This is a genomic window from Pseudomonas sp. GCEP-101, from assembly GCF_025133575.1.
Taxonomy (GTDB): domain Bacteria; phylum Pseudomonadota; class Gammaproteobacteria; order Pseudomonadales; family Pseudomonadaceae; genus Pseudomonas; species Pseudomonas nitroreducens_B.
The window spans coordinates 1,910,713-1,926,814 of sequence record NZ_CP104011.1; the positions used below are offsets into that span (position 1 = coordinate 1,910,713).

The window sequence follows — 16,102 nt, forward strand, 5'->3', positions numbered from 1 at the left end:
CCTCTATCCGAAAAAACTCAGGCCACCTTTCCGGTGGCCTGATCCATGGTTTCCACGATGCCGCCGCTCAGGCTTCGACAGTGGCATAACAGCACCTCGCCGAGCAGTTGCGAGGAGGGCGTGGCGAAGTAATCCAGCAGCGCCTCTTCGTTCTTCCAGCTGCCCTGCAGCAGCCACGGCTGGCCGGCATCCCGGGCCACCAGCTGGCAGCGCAGGCAGCCCGGCGCGCGGCGGGCGCCATCGACCAGGTGGTCGATCAGGGCGCCCAGTTCCGCCTCGTGCCCTTGCCGGGGGTGGATCTGCAATTCGTGTTCGATGGGTTGCCAGTGCATGTCCTGTCCTCCGCATTACGCCGAAGTTGTCCGAGGTGGCTCCTCGGACGACTGACAGGAAGATTACGGCCCGGCCAGGGCGCTGCGTTATCCGGATGCTGTCGCCTTCTTGCCTGATCCTGCCGGGCATTCGCCAAGCCCCAAAAGCGGGCGTTCCCGGGCCCTGCACCGCCGCGGTGCGCGAGCCGATGGCAGGATGGCTTGTCCATTCCTGCCGATTGCTTGCCTGATCCTCCAGCGGCTGCCTTACTGTCACACTTGCCGCCGCGCCGTGGGCGTAAGCTTCGTGCGCCGCCACTGGAGGTCCTGTGCATGTCCCAGTCCGTTCCCGCCTTTGATCCCATTGCCGCCGGCCGCCAGGAGCTGGCCGACATCATCCAGCGTCACTGCCAGGGTGAGGGTGTCTTCGAAACCGCCATCGATTCGCTGCTGGTCGCGCGCAACGACAGCCCCAGCGAAGGCCGCATGCCGACGCTCTACCGCCCGGCCCTGTGCGTGATCGCCCAGGGCTGCAAGGAGGTGCGCCTGGGCAGCGAGGTCTATCGCTACGACGAACTCAACCTGCTGGTGGTGTCGGTGACGCTGCCGGTCTCCGGCCAGGTGATCGAGGCCTCGCCGGACAAACCCTACCTGTCCATCCGCCTGGACATCGACCCCGGCGAGCTGACCCGGCTGATCGCCGAGGCGGGCCTTGCCGGCAGCGCGCCGCGTCCGGCCAGCCGCGGCATCTACCTGCAGCGTGTGGATTGCACCGTGCTCGACGCCCTGCTGCGGCTGATGCGCCTGCTGGATACGCCGCGCGACATCGAGATGCTGGCGCCGCTGTTCGTCCGCGAAATCCTCTACCGCCTGCTGCGCGGTCCGCAAGGCCACCTGCTGCATGACCTGGCGATGACCGACAGCCAGACCCACCGCGTTACCCGTGCCATCGAGTGGCTCAACCGCAACTACGACAAGTCCCTGCGCATCGAGGACCTGGCCCGCGAGGTGAACCTTAGCGTGTCCACCCTGCACCACCGCTTCAAGGAAGTGACCGCCCTGAGCCCGCTGCAATACCAGAAGCAGCTGCGCCTGCAGGAAGCGCGGCGGCTGATGTTGTCGGAGGGGCTGGAAGTAGCGGTGGCCGGGCACCGCGTCGGTTACGAAAGCCCGTCGCAGTTCAGCCGCGAGTACAGCCGCCTGTTCGGCGCGCCGCCGCTGCGCGACCTGGCGAGCCTGCGCGGGGCGCTGGGCAGCGAGGCGGTACCGGCGTAACGCCTGCACCAGCCGTCCGGTTCCTCTGCCGTGCGGTTCGCGAGCAAGCTCGCTCCTACGAAGAGCCGAGCAAACGCCCAGCCTGTAGGAGCGAGCTTGCTCGCGAACCCATTTACGCCAGGGCTCAGCCCGTAGGATGGGTGGAGCTTGCGATACCCATGCTGCGCCGGAGCCGGGATGGATGGGTATCGCTGCGCTCCACGCCATCCTACGAAGGCGCGAGCCGCGTGCTCAGCGCTCGTAAAGCTCCAGCGGCAGATCATCCGGGTCGGCGAAGAAGGTGAAGCGCTTGCCGGTCAGCTCATCCTCGCGGATCGGTTCACAGGCCACGCCGTGGCTCTGCAGGTGCGCCACGGCGCTTTCCAGGTCGTCCACGGCGAAGGCCAGGTGGCGCAGCCCCTGCGCCTCCGGATAGGACGGCCGCGCCGGCGCGCCAGGGAAGGAGAACAGCTCCAGCCGCGCATCGCCCAGCTCCAGGTCGAGTTTCCAGGAGTCGCGCGCGGTGCGGTAGGTCTCGGCAACCACCTTCAGGCCCAGCACCTGGGTGTAGAAATGCTTGGAGCGCGGATAGTCCGAGCAGATCAGGGCGACGTGATGAAGGCTGTGCAGCAGGGCCATGGCGAAGGCTTCCCGGGCGGATGGAGCGCTCTATCCTGACAGCCGCGCTCGATCGGTCAATGCTGGCGCCGTGAAGTCCGTCGTCAGCGGCGCTGGAGTGATGGCAGGGCGCCTGCTAGCATCCCGCCGGCCACCCCACTCACGGTCGACAGGACGTCCCCCGTACGGCCGCACTTGAAAGGACTCAACATGAAGAAGACCGCCCTGGCCATCGCTATTCCCGTTGCCGTCGTCGGCGTCGCCGCTGCCGGCGCCTGGTACACCGGCACCCGCGTCGAGCAGGAAGTGAACCGCGGCATCGCCGAAGCCAACCAGCTGTTCCAGGAAGAGGCCCCCGGCCTGGGCGCCTACCTGACGCTGGTGGACATCCAGCGCGGCCTGTTCTCCAGCACCGCGCGCTACAACCTGACCTTCACCGGCAAGGAAGGCGACGAGCCGCAGACCCTGGTGTTCACCGACCGCCTGGAGCACGGCCCCTTCCCCGCCTCGCGCCTGGCGGCCGGCAAACTGGCGCCGGTCATGGCGCAGAGCCATTTCGCCCTGGAGCAGAACGAACTCACCGCCCCGCTGTTCGCCGCGGCCGGCGGCAAGGCGCCGCTGTCGGGCGAGCTGACCATCCACTACGACCAGAAGCAGGAAGGCAGCGTCGAAACTGCCGCCTTCGCATTCGCCCAGGACAGCGACAAGCTGCGCCTGTCGCCGATCACCCTGGCCTTCAGCGTCTCCGGCGACAAGAAAAACGTGAGCGCGGTGGGCAAGCTCGCCGAAGTCGACCTGGACTTCACCGACCCCAGCACTGGCCAGCCGGCCAAGGTGCAGCTGCGTGACCTGGGCATGCAGGGCGACAAGAAGGAAAACGCCAACGGCTTCGCCCTCGGCCCCAGCTCCGCCACCATCAAGAGCCTGAACATCCAGTCGCCGGGCGCGCCGGCGGTGGAGCTGCGCGAAGCCGTGGTCGAGGAAGTGCTCAAGCAGGGCGGCAAGGGCCTGGACCAGAGCGTCTCCTACCGCGTCGGCAAGGTCGTGGTGCAGGGCCAGGAAGTCGGTGGCATGAAGCTCGACCTGAGCCTGCGCAACCTCGACGAAGGCGTGCTCAAGACCTTCAAGGAGTCCTACAACAAGATGGCCCTGGACAGCCTGGAAAGCACCGAGCTGACCCCGGCCCAGGAAGAGGAGCTGAAGAAGCTCGGCCTGGCCCTGCTCGAAGGCTCGCCGGTGCTGTCGCTGGACGAGCTGTCGCTGCAGACCAGCCATGGCGTGGCCAAGGCTTCCCTGTCGGTGGACCTGCGCAAGCCCGATGCCGCGGCAGCTACCCCCGACGAGATGGCGCGCAGCGTGCTGGCCGCGCTCAAGGCCGACCTGAAAGTGGACAAGGCGGTGATCGGCGACATCGTCGCCCTGCAGGGCACGCTGGGCGGCGAGGCGGCCGGCAGCGCAGACCCGGTGGCGCTCAAGCAGCAGTCCGATGCCATGACCGACCTGTTCAGCGGCATGGCCCTGCAGTCCGAGTGGGCCGTGCTCGACGGCAACTCACTGTCCAGCTCGCTGGCCTACGCCAATGACCAGGTTAAGTTCAACGGCAAGGACATGAGCGTGCCGGAATTCATGGCATTCGCCATGGGCTCCGCACAAGGTCTGGGCCTGGGCGGCGGCGCCGAAGGCGAAGAAGCGCCGCAGGAAGAGAGCGTGGAATAACCCGCGCCTGAAACGAAAAAGCCCGGTATTCGCCGGGCTTTTTTCTGGGGCTGACCTTGTAGGAGCGAGCGCGCGAACCCGCCCGGCATCGAAGCCGCCGGCGAAATCTGTTCGCGAGCAAGCTCGCTCCTACAGAAAAGCGCGGCTGCACGCAGCGAACCATGCGTTTCGGTGCGTAAAAACGAAAAGCCCGGCATTGGCCGGGTTTTCGCTTTCTCGTAGGAGCGAGCTTGCTCGCGAACCGCCGTGCTTCGGAGCGCCCTGTAGGAGCGGGCCATGCCCGCGATCGTGCGCATGGCGCGCTCCTACAGTGAGTCCGTGCGCGGGATGGCGTGGAGCCGATGGCAATCCTCAGCGAGCGTTCCGCACACCCTCGGCCAGCTGACGGCACAGGCCGAGCACGCTCTGCACCGCGTCGGCGGAGCTGGTCGCCTCGGCGATCTTGTCGATCAGCGCCGAGCCCACCACCACGCCGTCCGCCAGGCGGGCGACGCTCGCCGCGTGTTCCGGAGTACGGATGCCGAAGCCGATGGAGACCGGCAGGTCGGTGTGGCGACGCAGGCGCGCCACGGCCTGCTCGACGTGCTCCAGGGTCGCCGCGCCGGCGCCGGTCACGCCGGCTACCGAGACGTAGTAGACGAAGCCCGAGCTGCCATCGAGCACGGTCGGCAGGCGCTGGTCGTCGGTGGTCGGAGTGGTCAGGCGGATGAAGTCGATGCCCGCGGCCTGGGCCGGGTGGCACAGGTCTTCGTTGTGCTCGGGCGGCAGGTCCACCACGATCAGGCCATCGACCCCGGCCTCTTTCGCGTCGGCGATGAACTTGTCCACGCCGTAATAGTGGATCGGGTTGAAGTAACCCATCAGCACCAGCGGGGTGGTGGTGTTGCCGGCGCGGAATTCGCGGACCATCTTCAGGGTCTTGGCCAGGTTCTGGCCGTTGCCCAGGGCACGGATGTTGGCCAGCTGGATCGCCGGGCCGTCGGCCATCGGGTCGGTGAACGGCATGCCCAGTTCGATCACGTCGGCGCCGGCCTCGGGCAGGCCCTTGAGGATGTCCAGCGAGGTCGAGTAGCCCGGGTCGCCGGCGGTGATGAAGGTCACCAGGGCGGCGCGGTTCTGCTCCTTGAGTTCGGCGAAGCGGGTCTGCAGGCGGCTCATGCTTGCGGCTCCTGTTGCATGTGGTGCATGACGGTCTGCATGTCCTTGTCGCCACGACCGGACAGGTTCACCACCATGATGTGGTCCTTGGGCAGGTTCGGCGCGCGCTTGAAGACTTCGGCCAGCGCGTGGGAGGACTCCAGCGCGGGGATGATGCCTTCCAGGCGGCAGCACTGGTGGAAGGCCTGCAGCGCCTCGTGGTCGGTGATCGAGGTGTACTCGACGCGGCCGATGTCGTGCAGCCACGCGTGTTCCGGGCCGATGCCGGGGTAGTCCAGGCCGGCGGAGATGGAGTGCGCGTCGATGATCTGGCCGTCCTCGTCCTGCAGCAGGAAGGTGCGGTTGCCGTGCAGCACGCCCGGCACGCCGCCGTTCAGGCTGGCCGCGTGCTTGCCGGTCTCGATCCCGTGGCCGGCGGCTTCGACGCCGATGATCTTGACGCTCTTGTCATCCAGGAACGGGTGGAACAGCCCCATGGCATTGGATCCGCCGCCGATGCAGGCGACCAGGGAATCGGGCAGGCGCCCTTCCTTCTCGGCCAGCTGCTCGCGGGTTTCCTTGCCGATCACCGCCTGGAAGTCGCGGACCATCGCCGGATACGGGTGCGGGCCGGCCACGGTGCCGATCAGGTAGAAGGTGCTGTCGACGTTGGTCACCCAATCGCGCAGCGCTTCGTTCATCGCGTCCTTCAGGGTGCCGGTGCCGGCGGTGACCGGGATCACCTCGGCGCCGAGGAGCTTCATGCGGAACACGTTGGCCTGCTGGCGATCGATGTCGGTGGTGCCCATGTAGATCACGCATTGCAGGCCGAAGCGCGCGGCGACGGTGGCGGTGGCCACGCCGTGCATGCCGGCGCCGGTCTCGGCGATGATGCGCTGCTTGCCCATGCGCTTGGCGAGCAGGATCTGGCCGATGCAGTTGTTGATCTTGTGCGCGCCGGTGTGGTTCAGCTCTTCGCGCTTCAAGTAGATCTTCGCGCCGCCGCAGTGCTCGGTCAGGCGCTCGGCGAAGTACAGCGGGCTCGGGCGGCCGACGTAGTCGCGCTGGAAGTAGGCCAGTTCCTGCTGGAATGCCGGATCGTCCTTGGCCTTCTCGTACTCGCGGGCCAGGTCGTGGATCAGCGGCATCAGGGTTTCGGCGACGTACTGGCCGCCGAAGCTGCCGAACAGGCCCTTGGCGTCTGGACCGGTGCGCAGTGTGGACATGGGAAGGCTCCTTTGTCTGTCGAAAGGTAGGTGCCAGCTGGGGGCGATCGCGGACGGAGTCCGCTCCTACGAATGGGCTCAGGATACGGCTGTGGGACGACGCAGAAAAGCGATAAGATCGCCGCAACCTGTCAGGAAAAATCACGGATTGTTCGCCATGAGCCGAGACCTTCCGCCGCTCAACGCCCTGCGCGCCTTCGAGGCCGCCGCCCGTCTGCGCGGTGTAAGCGCGGCGGCTGATGAGCTGAGCGTCACCCACGGAGCGATCAGCCGGCAGATCCGTGTGCTGGAAGAGGAGTTGGGCGTCGCCCTGTTCGTCAAGGAGGGGCGCGGCGTAAAACTCACCGATGCCGGCGTCCGCCTGAGCGAGGTGGCCAGCGAATCCTTCGAGCGCCTGCGTGGCGTCTGCGCCGAACTGCGGCGCCAAGCCGGCGGCGATGCACCGTTCGTGCTCGGCTGCCCTGGCAGCCTGCTGGCGCGCTGGTTCATCCCTCGGCTGGACCGCCTGAACCGCGACCTGCCGGACCTACGCCTGCAACTGTCCGCCAGCGACGGCGACCTCGACCCGCGGCGTGGCGGCCTCGACGCCACCCTGTGTTTCGCCGCGCCGCCCTGGCCGGCGGACATGCGCGTGCTGGAACTGGCGGTGGAACGCATCGGCCCCGTGCTCAGCCCGCGCTCGGCACGCTTCGAGCAGTTGCGCGCGGCGCCGGCGTCGGCGCTGCTGGGCGAACCCCTGCTGCACACCGTGTCGCGGCCGCAGGCCTGGCCCGAGTGGGCCGCGCGCCACGCCCTGGACCCGGCGCGGCTGACGCTCGGCCAGGGTTTCGAGCACCTCTACTACCTGCTGGAGGCCGCCGTGGCCGGCCTGGGCGTTGCCATCGCGCCGCAGCAACTGGTGGCCGACGACCTCGCCGCCGGCCGCCTTGCCGCGCCCTGGGGCTTCGTCGAAACCCCCGCCCGGCTGACGCTGTGGGTGCCCGAGCGCCGCGCCGACCCGCGCGCCGAGCGCCTGGCGCACTGGCTGCAGTCGGAGCTGAACGGGCCCGCGTAAAGTCTGAACCTGGCCGTTTGCCGTCGGTCCACCCCTCTACTACTGTCCATTGAGCGCGCTGGCATTCTGCCTGTGCGCCGCCAGACCCCAGGAGAGCGGCTATGTCCAATCACCACACCTACAAGAAGATCGAGCTGGTCGGCTCCTCGCGCACCAGCATCGAGGATGCGATCAACAACGCCCTGGCCGAAGCGGCCAAGAGCATCGACTTCCTGGAGTGGTTCGAGGTGGTGGACACCCGCGGGCATATCGAGAACGGCGCGGTGGGGCACTACCAGGTGACCATCAAGGTCGGCTTCCGTATCGCCAACAGCTAGGTCGGCCTGCGGCTCGAACCTGTAGGTCGCGTTCGTTTTGTCACGCGCTCCTGCCATGCTGGCGAGCGCGTGTCCGTGCGTACCGGGGTAGCCCGGTTTTTCGGCCCGCTGTGGCCATTTTCCGTGAACAACGAGGGAGCGTTACCGATGAAGAAGTTCCTGATCGCTATGGGGGTCTTCGCCCTGGCTGGCAACGTCCTTGCCGCCGGCAAGCCGTGCGAAGAGCTGAAATCGGAGATCGAGGCGAAGATCAAGGCCAAGGGCGTCGCCTCGTTCAGCCTGGACGTCGTCGACAAGGGCAGCGCGGGCGGCAAGCAAGTCGTCGGCACCTGCGAAGGCGGCAGCAAGGAAATCGTCTATTCGAAGTGATGCCCGGCGAACCCCGGCAGGCCGGGCTCCGCGAGGGGCCCGGCCTTTTTCATGGGCGGGATTTCGCTGTAAGAGCGAGCTTGCCCGCGAACCTGCCAGGCACCGTGCCAACCTGTTGGCGAGCGAAAACGACGGCGCCCCTCGCTCCTGCGAAGAGCCCTCAGAAAAGCGGAACCCCTGCCCTCGCGCCGCCCTCGAAAGTCCTGACTGCAATCCACGCGGAGGACTCGACATGAAGAAATCGGCATCGGCCCACTGGCAGGGCGGCCTGAAGGACGGCAAGGGCACGATCTCCACCGAAAGCGGCGCGCTCAAGGAGCAGCCCTACGGCTTCAACACCCGCTTCGAGGGCGCCCCGGGCACCAACCCGGAGGAACTGATCGGCGCGGCCCATGCGGGCTGTTTCTCCATGGCGCTGTCGATGATGCTCGGCGAGGCCGGCCTGACCGCCGAGCGCATCGATACCCAGGCCGAGGTCAGCCTGGAAAAGCTCACCGACGGCTTCGCCATCACCGCCGTGCACCTGACGTTGAAGGCGAAGGTGTCGGGCACCGACGCGCAGACCTTCCAGGCCATCGCCGACAAGGCCAAGGCTGGCTGCCCGGTATCCAAGCTGCTCACCGCGCGCATCACCCTCGACGCCACGCTCGAATGAGCCCGCAGGGCACTCTGTCCGCCGGTGGCGGTCCACCGTTAGGATAGGGTGCCCCGATGAGAGGGCCGACGAGGGACTGTGATGAAGACGATGAAGTGGGCCGTGGCGACGGGTATGGCGCTGCTGCTGGCCAGCGGCGCGAGCGGGGCGGCGGTGAAGCCCTGCGAGGAACTCAAGGCTGAGATCGAGACCAAGATCCAGGCCGCCGGGGTGACCTCCTACACCCTGGAGATCGTGGACAAGTCCGAGGTGAAGGATCCGAACATGGTGGTCGGTACCTGCGACAACGGGCAGCGGCGGATCATCTACCAGAAGAATGACAGCTGATCGAGGTTGATCCGCGGGTGCGTCATGGCAGGCGCTGGCTGCGCGGTCAGCGGGTGCTGATGTCGGGGTGGGAGCAATGGTCTTCCTCTGAAAGTCCGTGCCTGTGTTTCCCTCTCCCTAACCCTCTCCCTGAAGGGAGAGGGGACCGTAGGGTGCAGGATGAAACCTCAGCATCAGCCGGCACGGATAGCTCCCTCTCCCTTCAGGGAGAGGGCTGGGACCCGCCCAGGATTTTCCAGGTAGGAGCGGACCCTACGAAGCTGCATCGGCGCGCGCCGTCCCCTGCGTAGGGGCGGACTCCGTCCGCGATGATTTCCGCGCGTACCTGAGCCCAATCGCGGACGAAGTCCGCTCCTACGCATCGATCAGCCACGCACGGGGAATCAGAACGGCCCGCAACGCACCGCGCCCTGGAAATCCGTCTTCGCCACCAGCGTGCCGTTGCCGTCCGTCAACAGCGCCAGGGCGCTGCGCAGTTGCGGGCGCAGTTCCAGGCGGTAGCGCTGGCCGGCGGCGAAGTCGTCGTAGGTCACCTTGACCCGGCAGGTCAGCTCCGAAGGATCGGTCATCTGGCCCATGCCGCCGCCGCTGGAGACTTCGTACTGGAAGCGCACCACCAGCTCATGGCGCCCCGGCGTCACCTGGTAGAAGCGCCCATCGTTCACCGACTGGCCGTCCAGGCGCTCGGCCATCAGGGTCTTGCCCGGCGTGGTGTAGAGATCGACCCAGGCCATCTGCGGATCATGGGCGGGCAGCGGGCTGGCGCAGCCGCCGAGCAGGGCCAGGCCCAGCGGCAGGAAATGGGACAGGTGAGGCGCACGCATGAAGGTTCACCGTGGGATGGGCTCATTCCACAGCATAACCCGCTCAGGCCCTGGCGCAGCCCCGCTCGCGGCCACGGGCGATCTCGCCGCCCTGGGCGTCGTAGAGCTTGGCCCAGGGGCGGAAGCCGATGCTGCCGGTCTCCAGGCGGTAGCGCTGGCCGGCGCTGAAGTCCTTGTATTGCACGGTCATCTCGCAATCGCGCCACAGCGCTTCGTCCACCGGGCCGATATCCACCGGCTCGACCTGGAACTGGAAGCGCACGCGCAACTCGTGGGAGCCAGGGTCGACCTCGAAGTAGCGGCTGCTGGACCACTCCTTGTTGTCCACTTCCGTGGCGGCCAGGTCGCTCTGGCTGTTGGTGTTCAGGTCGACCCAGGCGCGGTTCGGGTCCGGCTGGGGCATCAGCATGGAACAGCCGCTCAGGGCGAGCAGGCTGGCAGGAATGAGAAGGGCGCGCATCGGGGGTGGCTCCTGGGTCGAGGGGGCGGCAGCGGGCGGACCAGGCCCTGTGCTATGTTCCGCGCATGCCCTTCCGCCTTCTTATCCCGACACTCGACCGCCGCCTGTGCCGCTGGGTTCCCTGGCTGGCCATCTGGGCGCTGAGCGGTTGTTCCACGGTGAGTTACTACAGCCAGCTGGCGAACGGCCAGGTGCGCCTGCTCGCCGCCCGCGAGCCGGTGGCCGACGTGGTGGCCGACCCCGCCCGCGACCCCGCGCTGCGCCAGCGCCTGGAGCTGTCGCAGGAGGCGCGCGCCTTCGCCAGTGCCGAGCTGGGCCTGCCGGATAACCAGAGCTATCGCCTGTACGCCGACATCCACCGGCCCAACGTGGTGTGGAACGTGTTCGCCACGCCGGAGCTGTCGCTGCAGCCGCTGACCCATTGCTTCCCCATCGCCGGCTGCGTGGCCTACCGGGGCTACTACGGCGACGCCGGCGCCCAGGCCGAGGCGAAGCGCCTGAAGGCGCAGGGGCTGGATGTCTACGTCGGCGGCGTGGAGGCCTACTCCACCCTGGGCTGGTTCGACGACCCGATCCTCAGCAGCATGCTGCGCTGGGGCGACCAGCGCCTGGCCGAGACGATCTTCCACGAGCTGGCGCACCAGAAGTTCTACCTGCCCGGCGACACGGCGTTCAACGAGTCCTATGCCTCCTTCGTCGAGGCCGAGGGCGGGCGCCGCTGGCGCGCCGCGCGACACCTGCCGGACGAGTCGCCGTTGCTGGCGCAGCAGCGCAAGCGCTTCACCCAGCTGGTGCTCGATACGCGCGAGCGCCTGCAGACGCTCTACGCCAGCCCGGCCAGCGACGCGCAGAAGCGCGCTGGCAAGCAGGCGGAATTCGAGCGTCTGCGCCGGGACTATGCGCGGCTGCGCGACCAGGAGTGGGGCGGCAAGGCGCCCTTCGACGCCTGGGTCAACGGCCCGCTGAACAACGCCAAGCTGCTGCCCTTCGGCCTCTATGACCAGTGGGTGCCGGCCTTCGCCGCGCTGTTCGCCCAGGTCGGCGGCAACTGGCCGGCGTTCTACGCGCGGGTGGAAAAGCTCGGAGCGCTGCCGCCGTCGGAGCGCACGGCGGCGCTGGAGAAACTGAAGGCCGGCGGGGTCGTCAGCTTCCGCTGAGGCTTAGCCGGCCGGTTCGCGAGCAACGACCCGGCGTCCTCCTCGCTCCTACGAGGAGCGCGAACATCCTGTAGGAGCGAGCTTGCTCGCGAACCGCCCAGCGCCTGGGCCATCCATGTTCTCCCGAAGCGCCACGCCGGTGCCGCGCAGAGGGTTAGGGTGAGGGCAGGCCCGCCCATTGGACTCCCACCCTGCCCTGCAACGCCGTCAGACCCGCTCGACCCCCGGCATCTGCCACTCCCCGCCCACCACCTGGCGTTCCGGCCCGTAGATGCGCAGGATGAGGTTGAACGGCCCCTGCTGCGTCGATGGCAGCCAGTTCGCCTCGTGTTCCTGGCCGGGCGAGTCGGCCTGGATGTACAGCGTCACACCGCCGTCGGCGTCGCGCACCAGCGCGTCGCGGCTGCTCAGGCAGTAGCGCTGGATGGGGTTGTCCACCAGTTGGCGGTCGGGCAGGTCGTAGAGGGTGATCGACCAGAACTCCCTGGCCGGCGGCAGCTGCCCCGGCGCAAAGCGCAACCGGTAGCGCTGGCCGCCTTGCAGCGGCTGTTGCGCGCTGTCCTTGCGGCTGCCGAAGTAGATCGCCTCTTCCACGCTGTTGCCGTAGATGCCGCTGGCCGCCGCTGCGGCGCGGCTCAGGTAGTCGTTGTGCATCGCCGCGCGGGTGCCGAACAGGCCGGCGGACGAGCGCAGGGTGGCGCCCTTGGCCTTGAGCGCCTCCGCCCCCTGCTGGATGCCGGCGGCCAGCGCCTGGCGCTGGGCCGGGCTGAGATTCGCCGGGTTGAACGGCAACCCCGCGCCGATGCCGACCCGCGCGAAGTGCTGGCGCAGCTCGACTTCGCTCGGGTCCACCGGGCAGAAGGCGAGGATCTGGTTCAGGTGCGGGATGAAGCCAGGGCCGAGGTCGCGCGGCAGTTCCCAGGGCAGCCAGTTCACCGCAGGCGCGGCGGCCGGCGCCGGGGTGCGGGTGAAGGCGTGCAGCGGGCGCAGCTGGTATTGCGCCTGCAACTGGCGCACGGCGGGCAGGTCATGGGCATCGCGCAGGCCGGTTCGGCCCAGGATCATGGCGATCTGCGTCTCGCTGCGCAGCACCTGGCGGATGCCGGCCGGCGCCTCGCCCTTCCAGTCGGGCCCGGCGATCAGGTAGTCGCCGGCCTGGCGGCCGGTGGACAGCACGCCGACATAGGCGAAGTTGAAGGTGTACTGGTCGACCAGCTGGTGCACGTAGTAGCGGTCTTCGCCCACCGCCGGAACGCTCAGCACCCAGGGCTCGGCGCGCAGGTCGAGCCAGGCCCAGGAGTACGGCGTGTCGTTGTTGGGCGTCACCACGTCGCGGTTCTTCGGGGTGAAGAGTTCGCTGTAGTGACGGAAGACGCCGAAGCCGCCGACGTACTCCGGCGACGCCGGGTTCAGCGCCTGTTTGTGCATCGTCTGGTAGTGCATGAGCATCGGGTAGGCGTAGATCCATGCCTGGCGGACGATGTCCTGGAACACGGCGGGATCGGTTTCCAGCTCGGCGCTGGCAGCCAGCAGCCACGCCGGGCAGCAACTGGCGATGCCCACGGCGGTGCTGGCGCCGAGGAAGCGCCGGCGGGTCAGGAGCGGGTTCATCGCCATCACTCCTTGCTCGCCAGGGGCTGCACGGCCGGCGGCTGGTAGTCGCCCTTGAGCGCCTTCTCCTGCGGCAGGTACATGCGCAGGATCAGGTTGAACGGGCCCTGCGGCGCCGGCAGCCAGTTGTCGGTGCCCGCTGGCTGGGCGTTCTGGATGGTCAGGGTGACGCCGCCGTCGGCATCCTGCTTCAGGCCGCTCTCGCTGCTGACGGTGTAGCGATTGAGCGGGTTGGCGGAGAACAGTTGCGTCTTGCCGTCATACAGGGTGACCGACCAGAAGGCGTCCACTGGCGGCAGCTGGCCGGGGGCGAAGTGCAGGCGGTAGCTGCGGTTGCCATCCAGGCGCTGGTTGCTGGCGTCGACCTGGGTCACCGGGTACATCGCTTCGGCGGCATCGTTGGCGTAGAGGTACTTCCAGGCCACGGCCGAACGGGTCAGGTCGTCGTTGCCGTAGTGGCCGACGTTGGCGGGGAATTGCTGCCAGCCGTTGCTGGGCTTGGAGAAGGTCTCGGTGGCGGCGAGCACCTTCTGGCGGCCGTCTTCGGCGCCCTGGGCGACGGCCTTGGCGATGTCGGCCGGCAGCGCCGAGGCATCGAACGGCTTGCCGGTGCCGACGCCGATCTGCGCGAACTGCGCCAGGCGCTCCTGCTCCTGCGGGTTCCAGGCATGCCAGCCGGCCAGCGCGTTGAAGTCGCTGAAGGCGTTCAGCGCCGGGCCCTGCTTGGTCGGCTGATAGGGCGGCACGTCGAGCTTGTGCGGCTTGGCCTCGGGCTTGGCGCTGCGCAGCGTGTAGCCGTCCATCACCGCCTTGGCGGCGGCCACGTCGGCCTGGCCGTTGACCGCGGTGCGGCCGAGCAGGAACAGCACGCGGCTGGGCGAACGGATCACCTTGCCGCTGAAGCCGTCAGGCTGCTTGCCGTCCCAGTCTGGGCCGGCGATCAGGAAGCTGCCGGCGGCGCGGCCAGTGGCGCGGGTGCCGATGTAGTCGAGGTTGTCGGTGCGCATGTCGATCAGCTGGAAGCTGTAGTAGCGCTGCGGCACGGCGGGCACGTCGAGCAGCATCGGGCCGTCGCGCAGGTCGAGCAGCGCGTAGGAATAGAGCGTGTCGTTGTTGGGCGAGACCACCGTGCGATCGTCCGGGCCGAGCAGCGTGGTGCGGTTGAGCAGGACGTTGGCCGGCATCTTGGCGGCGATGGCTTGCAGGGTCTTGCCATGTTCGGCGGTGGCGTAGGTGAACAGGTAGGCCTGTTCGGCCAGGTCGCGCGCTTGCTGGGGCGTGGGCGCGGCGGCCCAGGCGTGGCCGGCGAGCAGGGGGATCAGCGCGAGTGCGGGCAGCCAGTGGCGCATGACGGATTCCTCATTGTTCTTGTTGGAAGGTCACCGCTGGCGCCGTCGCGCAGACGGTCACGCGACCGCCGGCAGCGGACGTCCGGGCAGAGTGCGTCACGACAGGGAAGGGGCGGTTAGCGCCAGCGGACAGAAAACGATCATCGCCGGCGCGTCACTCCGCGCGGTCGGGGCTGTGCAGCGGCAGGTCCAGCTGCACGCGGCGCCGCAGCCAGGGGCTGGGCCGGTAGCGCGCTTCGCCGTAGCACGCCTGCAGGCCCTGGAGGATGGTGAGGATGCGCGCCGCGCCGTAGTGCTCGCCGAACGCCAGCGGGCCGAAGGGGTAGCCCAGCGCCAGTTGCACCGCGCGGTCCAGCGTCACCGGCGTGGCGATGCCGCGCTGGGCGATCTCGCAACCCAGGTTGACGATGCCGGCGACCACCCGCTGGCTGATGAAACCGGGCGAGTCGTTGATCACTTCCACCGGCACGCCGTCGCTGCCCAGCGCCTGGCGTGCCTGCGTCTCCAACTGCGGGTCGAGCGCCGGCTGGCGCATGAGCACGCGGCGCCGGTCCAGTTCGGTGAAGGTTTCCAGCGCCAGGCTGCGTTCGGGCGGCAGGCCGAGGGCATCGATGCGCGTGCTGGCATCCGTGCCCAGCGGCGTGACCAGGCAGATGGCGCGGGAGGACGGCGCTTCGCTGGTCTCCAGCACCACGCCGCCGAGGGTGAGGATCGACGCGACGCGGTGGCGCAGCTCCGGGTCCTGGCTGTCGAGCCAGTAGGGGCGATTGAGCAGCACCGCTTCGTGCTGTTCCTCGGGCTCACGCACCGGCTGGCCGTCGCGGTAGCGGTAGAACCCTTCGCCACTCTTGCGCCCCAACAGGCCGCCGGCGACGCGCTGGGCGGCCAGCGGCGAGGGGGTGTAGCGCGGGTCCTGGTAGAACTGCTGGTAGAGCGACTCCATCACCGCGTGGGAGATATCCAGGCCGGTGAGATCGAGCAGCTCGAAGGGCCCCATGCGGAAGCCCACGCCGTCGCGCAGGATGCGGTCGATCTGCGCCGGGCTGGCGATGCCTTCGCCGAGGATGCGCAGCGCTTCGGTGCTGAAGGCGCGGCCGGCGTGGTTGACGATGAAGCCGGGGCTGTCCGGCGACACCGCGGGGAAGTGTCCGGCCTGCTCCGCCAGGCGGCTCAGGCGCTGCACCACTCCCTCGCTGGTGCGCTGGCCGCGCACCACCTCGACGATGCGCATCAGCGTCACCGGGTTGAAGAAGTGGAAGCCGGCGACCCGCTGCGGGCGCTGGCAGCGCGCGGCGATGCGGGTGACCGACAGCGACGAGGTATTGCTCGCCAGCACGGCATCGGGCGCCACGCGCTTCTCCAGCTCGGCGAGCAGTGCCTGCTTGGCGCCCAGGTCCTCGACGATGGCCTCGATCAGCAGGTCGCAGTCAGCCAGCTCGTCGAGGCTATGGGTCGGCAGCAGCCGCTGCATCGTCGCGCCGAGCGCGTCGGGGCCGAGCTTGCCCTTGGCCACCGCGCGCTCCAGCAGATCGCGGTTGAAGGCCAGGGCCTGCTCCACGATCTGCGGGTTGCTGTCGTACAGGCGCACCGGCAGGCCGGCGCCGGCGAACAGCTGGGCGATGCCGCGGCCCATGGCCCCGGCGCCGATCACGCCGATACGCTGGAAGGACTCGGTCATGCTGCGGGTCTCATCGTGCACACCTGCATCAACCATAGA

The 16,102-nt window shown here is 68.4% G+C and carries 17 protein-coding genes; 8 read left to right on the forward strand and 9 right to left on the reverse strand.

All coding sequences use genetic code 11. The features are described from left to right. Nucleotides 1-17 precede the first annotated feature (17 nt). Nucleotides 18-332, reverse strand: a complete 315-nt coding sequence (locus tag N0B71_RS08575; protein WP_259758334.1) for a putative quinol monooxygenase — start codon at nt 330-332, stop codon at nt 18-20. A gap of 312 nt (nt 333-644) precedes the next feature. On the opposite strand from N0B71_RS08575, the gene N0B71_RS08580 reads away from it, so the two are divergent. Continuing rightward, entirely contained in the window at nt 645-1,586 is a 942-nt protein-coding gene (locus N0B71_RS08580) for an AraC family transcriptional regulator (protein WP_017518899.1), read from the forward strand. Nucleotides 1,587-1,817: 231 nt separating this feature from the next. On the opposite strand, the gene gloA2 is transcribed toward N0B71_RS08580, so the two are convergent. Then, nucleotides 1,818-2,204 carry an SMU1112c/YaeR family gloxylase I-like metalloprotein gene (gene gloA2, locus N0B71_RS08585; RefSeq protein ID WP_259758335.1) on the reverse strand — a complete coding sequence of 129 codons (387 nt, stop codon included), beginning with the start codon at nt 2,202-2,204 and terminating at the stop codon, nt 1,818-1,820. A 189-nt stretch (nt 2,205-2,393) separates the two neighbouring features. Between gloA2 and N0B71_RS08590 the strand changes: the two genes are divergently transcribed. After that, nucleotides 2,394-3,899 carry a YdgA family protein gene (locus N0B71_RS08590; protein ID WP_259758337.1) on the forward strand — a complete coding sequence of 502 codons (1,506 nt, stop codon included), beginning with the start codon at nt 2,394-2,396 and terminating at the stop codon, nt 3,897-3,899. A gap of 351 nt (nt 3,900-4,250) precedes the next feature. Here the strand turns inward: N0B71_RS08590 and trpA are convergent, their stop codons facing one another. Both trpA and trpB read right to left on the reverse strand, forming a co-directional pair. Further along, nucleotides 4,251-5,057: a tryptophan synthase subunit alpha gene (gene trpA / locus N0B71_RS08595; protein WP_259758338.1), complete on the reverse strand. Its 807-nt coding sequence runs from the start codon at nt 5,055-5,057 to the stop codon at nt 4,251-4,253. Further along, nucleotides 5,054-6,262, reverse strand: coding sequence for a tryptophan synthase subunit beta (gene trpB / locus N0B71_RS08600; protein WP_259758339.1), 1,209 nt, complete (start codon nt 6,260-6,262; stop codon nt 5,054-5,056). The genes trpA and trpB overlap by 4 nt, the downstream gene beginning before the upstream one ends. Nucleotides 6,263-6,419: 157 nt before the next feature. Here trpB and N0B71_RS08605 point away from each other — a divergent pair, with 157 nt between their 5' ends. The 5 genes from N0B71_RS08605 to N0B71_RS08625 all read left to right on the forward strand — a co-directional run bounded on the left by N0B71_RS08605 (nt 6,420) and on the right by N0B71_RS08625 (nt 8,984). Beyond that, entirely contained in the window at nt 6,420-7,316 is an 897-nt protein-coding gene (locus tag N0B71_RS08605) for a LysR family transcriptional regulator (protein ID WP_259758340.1), read from the forward strand. Nucleotides 7,317-7,417: 101 nt separating this feature from the next. After that, nucleotides 7,418-7,633, forward strand: coding sequence for a dodecin (locus N0B71_RS08610; protein WP_017518905.1), 216 nt, complete (start codon nt 7,418-7,420; stop codon nt 7,631-7,633). 147 nt (nt 7,634-7,780) lie between these two features. Next, the gene (locus tag N0B71_RS08615) at nt 7,781-8,002 is read left to right on the forward strand and encodes a DUF1161 domain-containing protein (protein WP_259758341.1); all 222 of its coding nucleotides are present in this window, start codon (nt 7,781-7,783) and stop codon (nt 8,000-8,002) included. Between the two features lie 232 nt (nt 8,003-8,234). After that, nucleotides 8,235-8,657 (forward strand): OsmC family protein, encoded by a 423-nt coding sequence (locus tag N0B71_RS08620; protein ID WP_259758342.1) that lies wholly within the window; start codon nt 8,235-8,237, stop codon nt 8,655-8,657. A 90-nt stretch (nt 8,658-8,747) separates the two neighbouring features. Next, the gene (locus tag N0B71_RS08625; protein WP_416783011.1) at nt 8,748-8,984 is read left to right on the forward strand and encodes a DUF1161 domain-containing protein; all 237 of its coding nucleotides are present in this window, start codon (nt 8,748-8,750) and stop codon (nt 8,982-8,984) included. Nucleotides 8,985-9,367: 383 nt separating this feature from the next. Here N0B71_RS08625 and N0B71_RS08630 read toward each other — a convergent pair whose 3' ends face one another. Continuing rightward, on the reverse strand, nt 9,368-9,808 hold the full coding sequence (locus tag N0B71_RS08630) for a DUF2057 domain-containing protein (RefSeq protein WP_259758345.1): 441 nt from the start codon (nt 9,806-9,808) through the stop codon (nt 9,368-9,370). A 43-nt stretch (nt 9,809-9,851) separates the two neighbouring features. After that, nucleotides 9,852-10,268: a PA0061/PA0062 family lipoprotein gene (locus N0B71_RS08635; protein ID WP_259758346.1), complete on the reverse strand. Its 417-nt coding sequence runs from the start codon at nt 10,266-10,268 to the stop codon at nt 9,852-9,854. A 65-nt stretch (nt 10,269-10,333) separates the two neighbouring features. On the opposite strand from N0B71_RS08635, the gene N0B71_RS08640 reads away from it, so the two are divergent. After that, the gene (locus N0B71_RS08640) at nt 10,334-11,425 is read left to right on the forward strand and encodes an aminopeptidase (protein WP_259758348.1); all 1,092 of its coding nucleotides are present in this window, start codon (nt 10,334-10,336) and stop codon (nt 11,423-11,425) included. A 207-nt stretch (nt 11,426-11,632) separates the two neighbouring features. Here N0B71_RS08640 and N0B71_RS08645 read toward each other — a convergent pair whose 3' ends face one another. The 3 genes from N0B71_RS08645 to N0B71_RS08655 all read right to left on the reverse strand — a co-directional run bounded on the left by N0B71_RS08645 (nt 11,633) and on the right by N0B71_RS08655 (nt 16,063). Further along, on the reverse strand, nt 11,633-13,036 hold the full coding sequence (locus tag N0B71_RS08645; protein WP_259758349.1) for a DUF1254 domain-containing protein: 1,404 nt from the start codon (nt 13,034-13,036) through the stop codon (nt 11,633-11,635). Nucleotides 13,037-13,041: 5 nt separating this feature from the next. Continuing rightward, nucleotides 13,042-14,385 carry a DUF1254 domain-containing protein gene (locus N0B71_RS08650; RefSeq protein ID WP_259758350.1) on the reverse strand — a complete coding sequence of 448 codons (1,344 nt, stop codon included), beginning with the start codon at nt 14,383-14,385 and terminating at the stop codon, nt 13,042-13,044. A 154-nt stretch (nt 14,386-14,539) separates the two neighbouring features. Continuing rightward, nucleotides 14,540-16,063: a 3-hydroxyacyl-CoA dehydrogenase gene (locus N0B71_RS08655; protein WP_259758352.1), complete on the reverse strand. Its 1,524-nt coding sequence runs from the start codon at nt 16,061-16,063 to the stop codon at nt 14,540-14,542. Nucleotides 16,064-16,102: the final 39 nt, after the last annotated feature.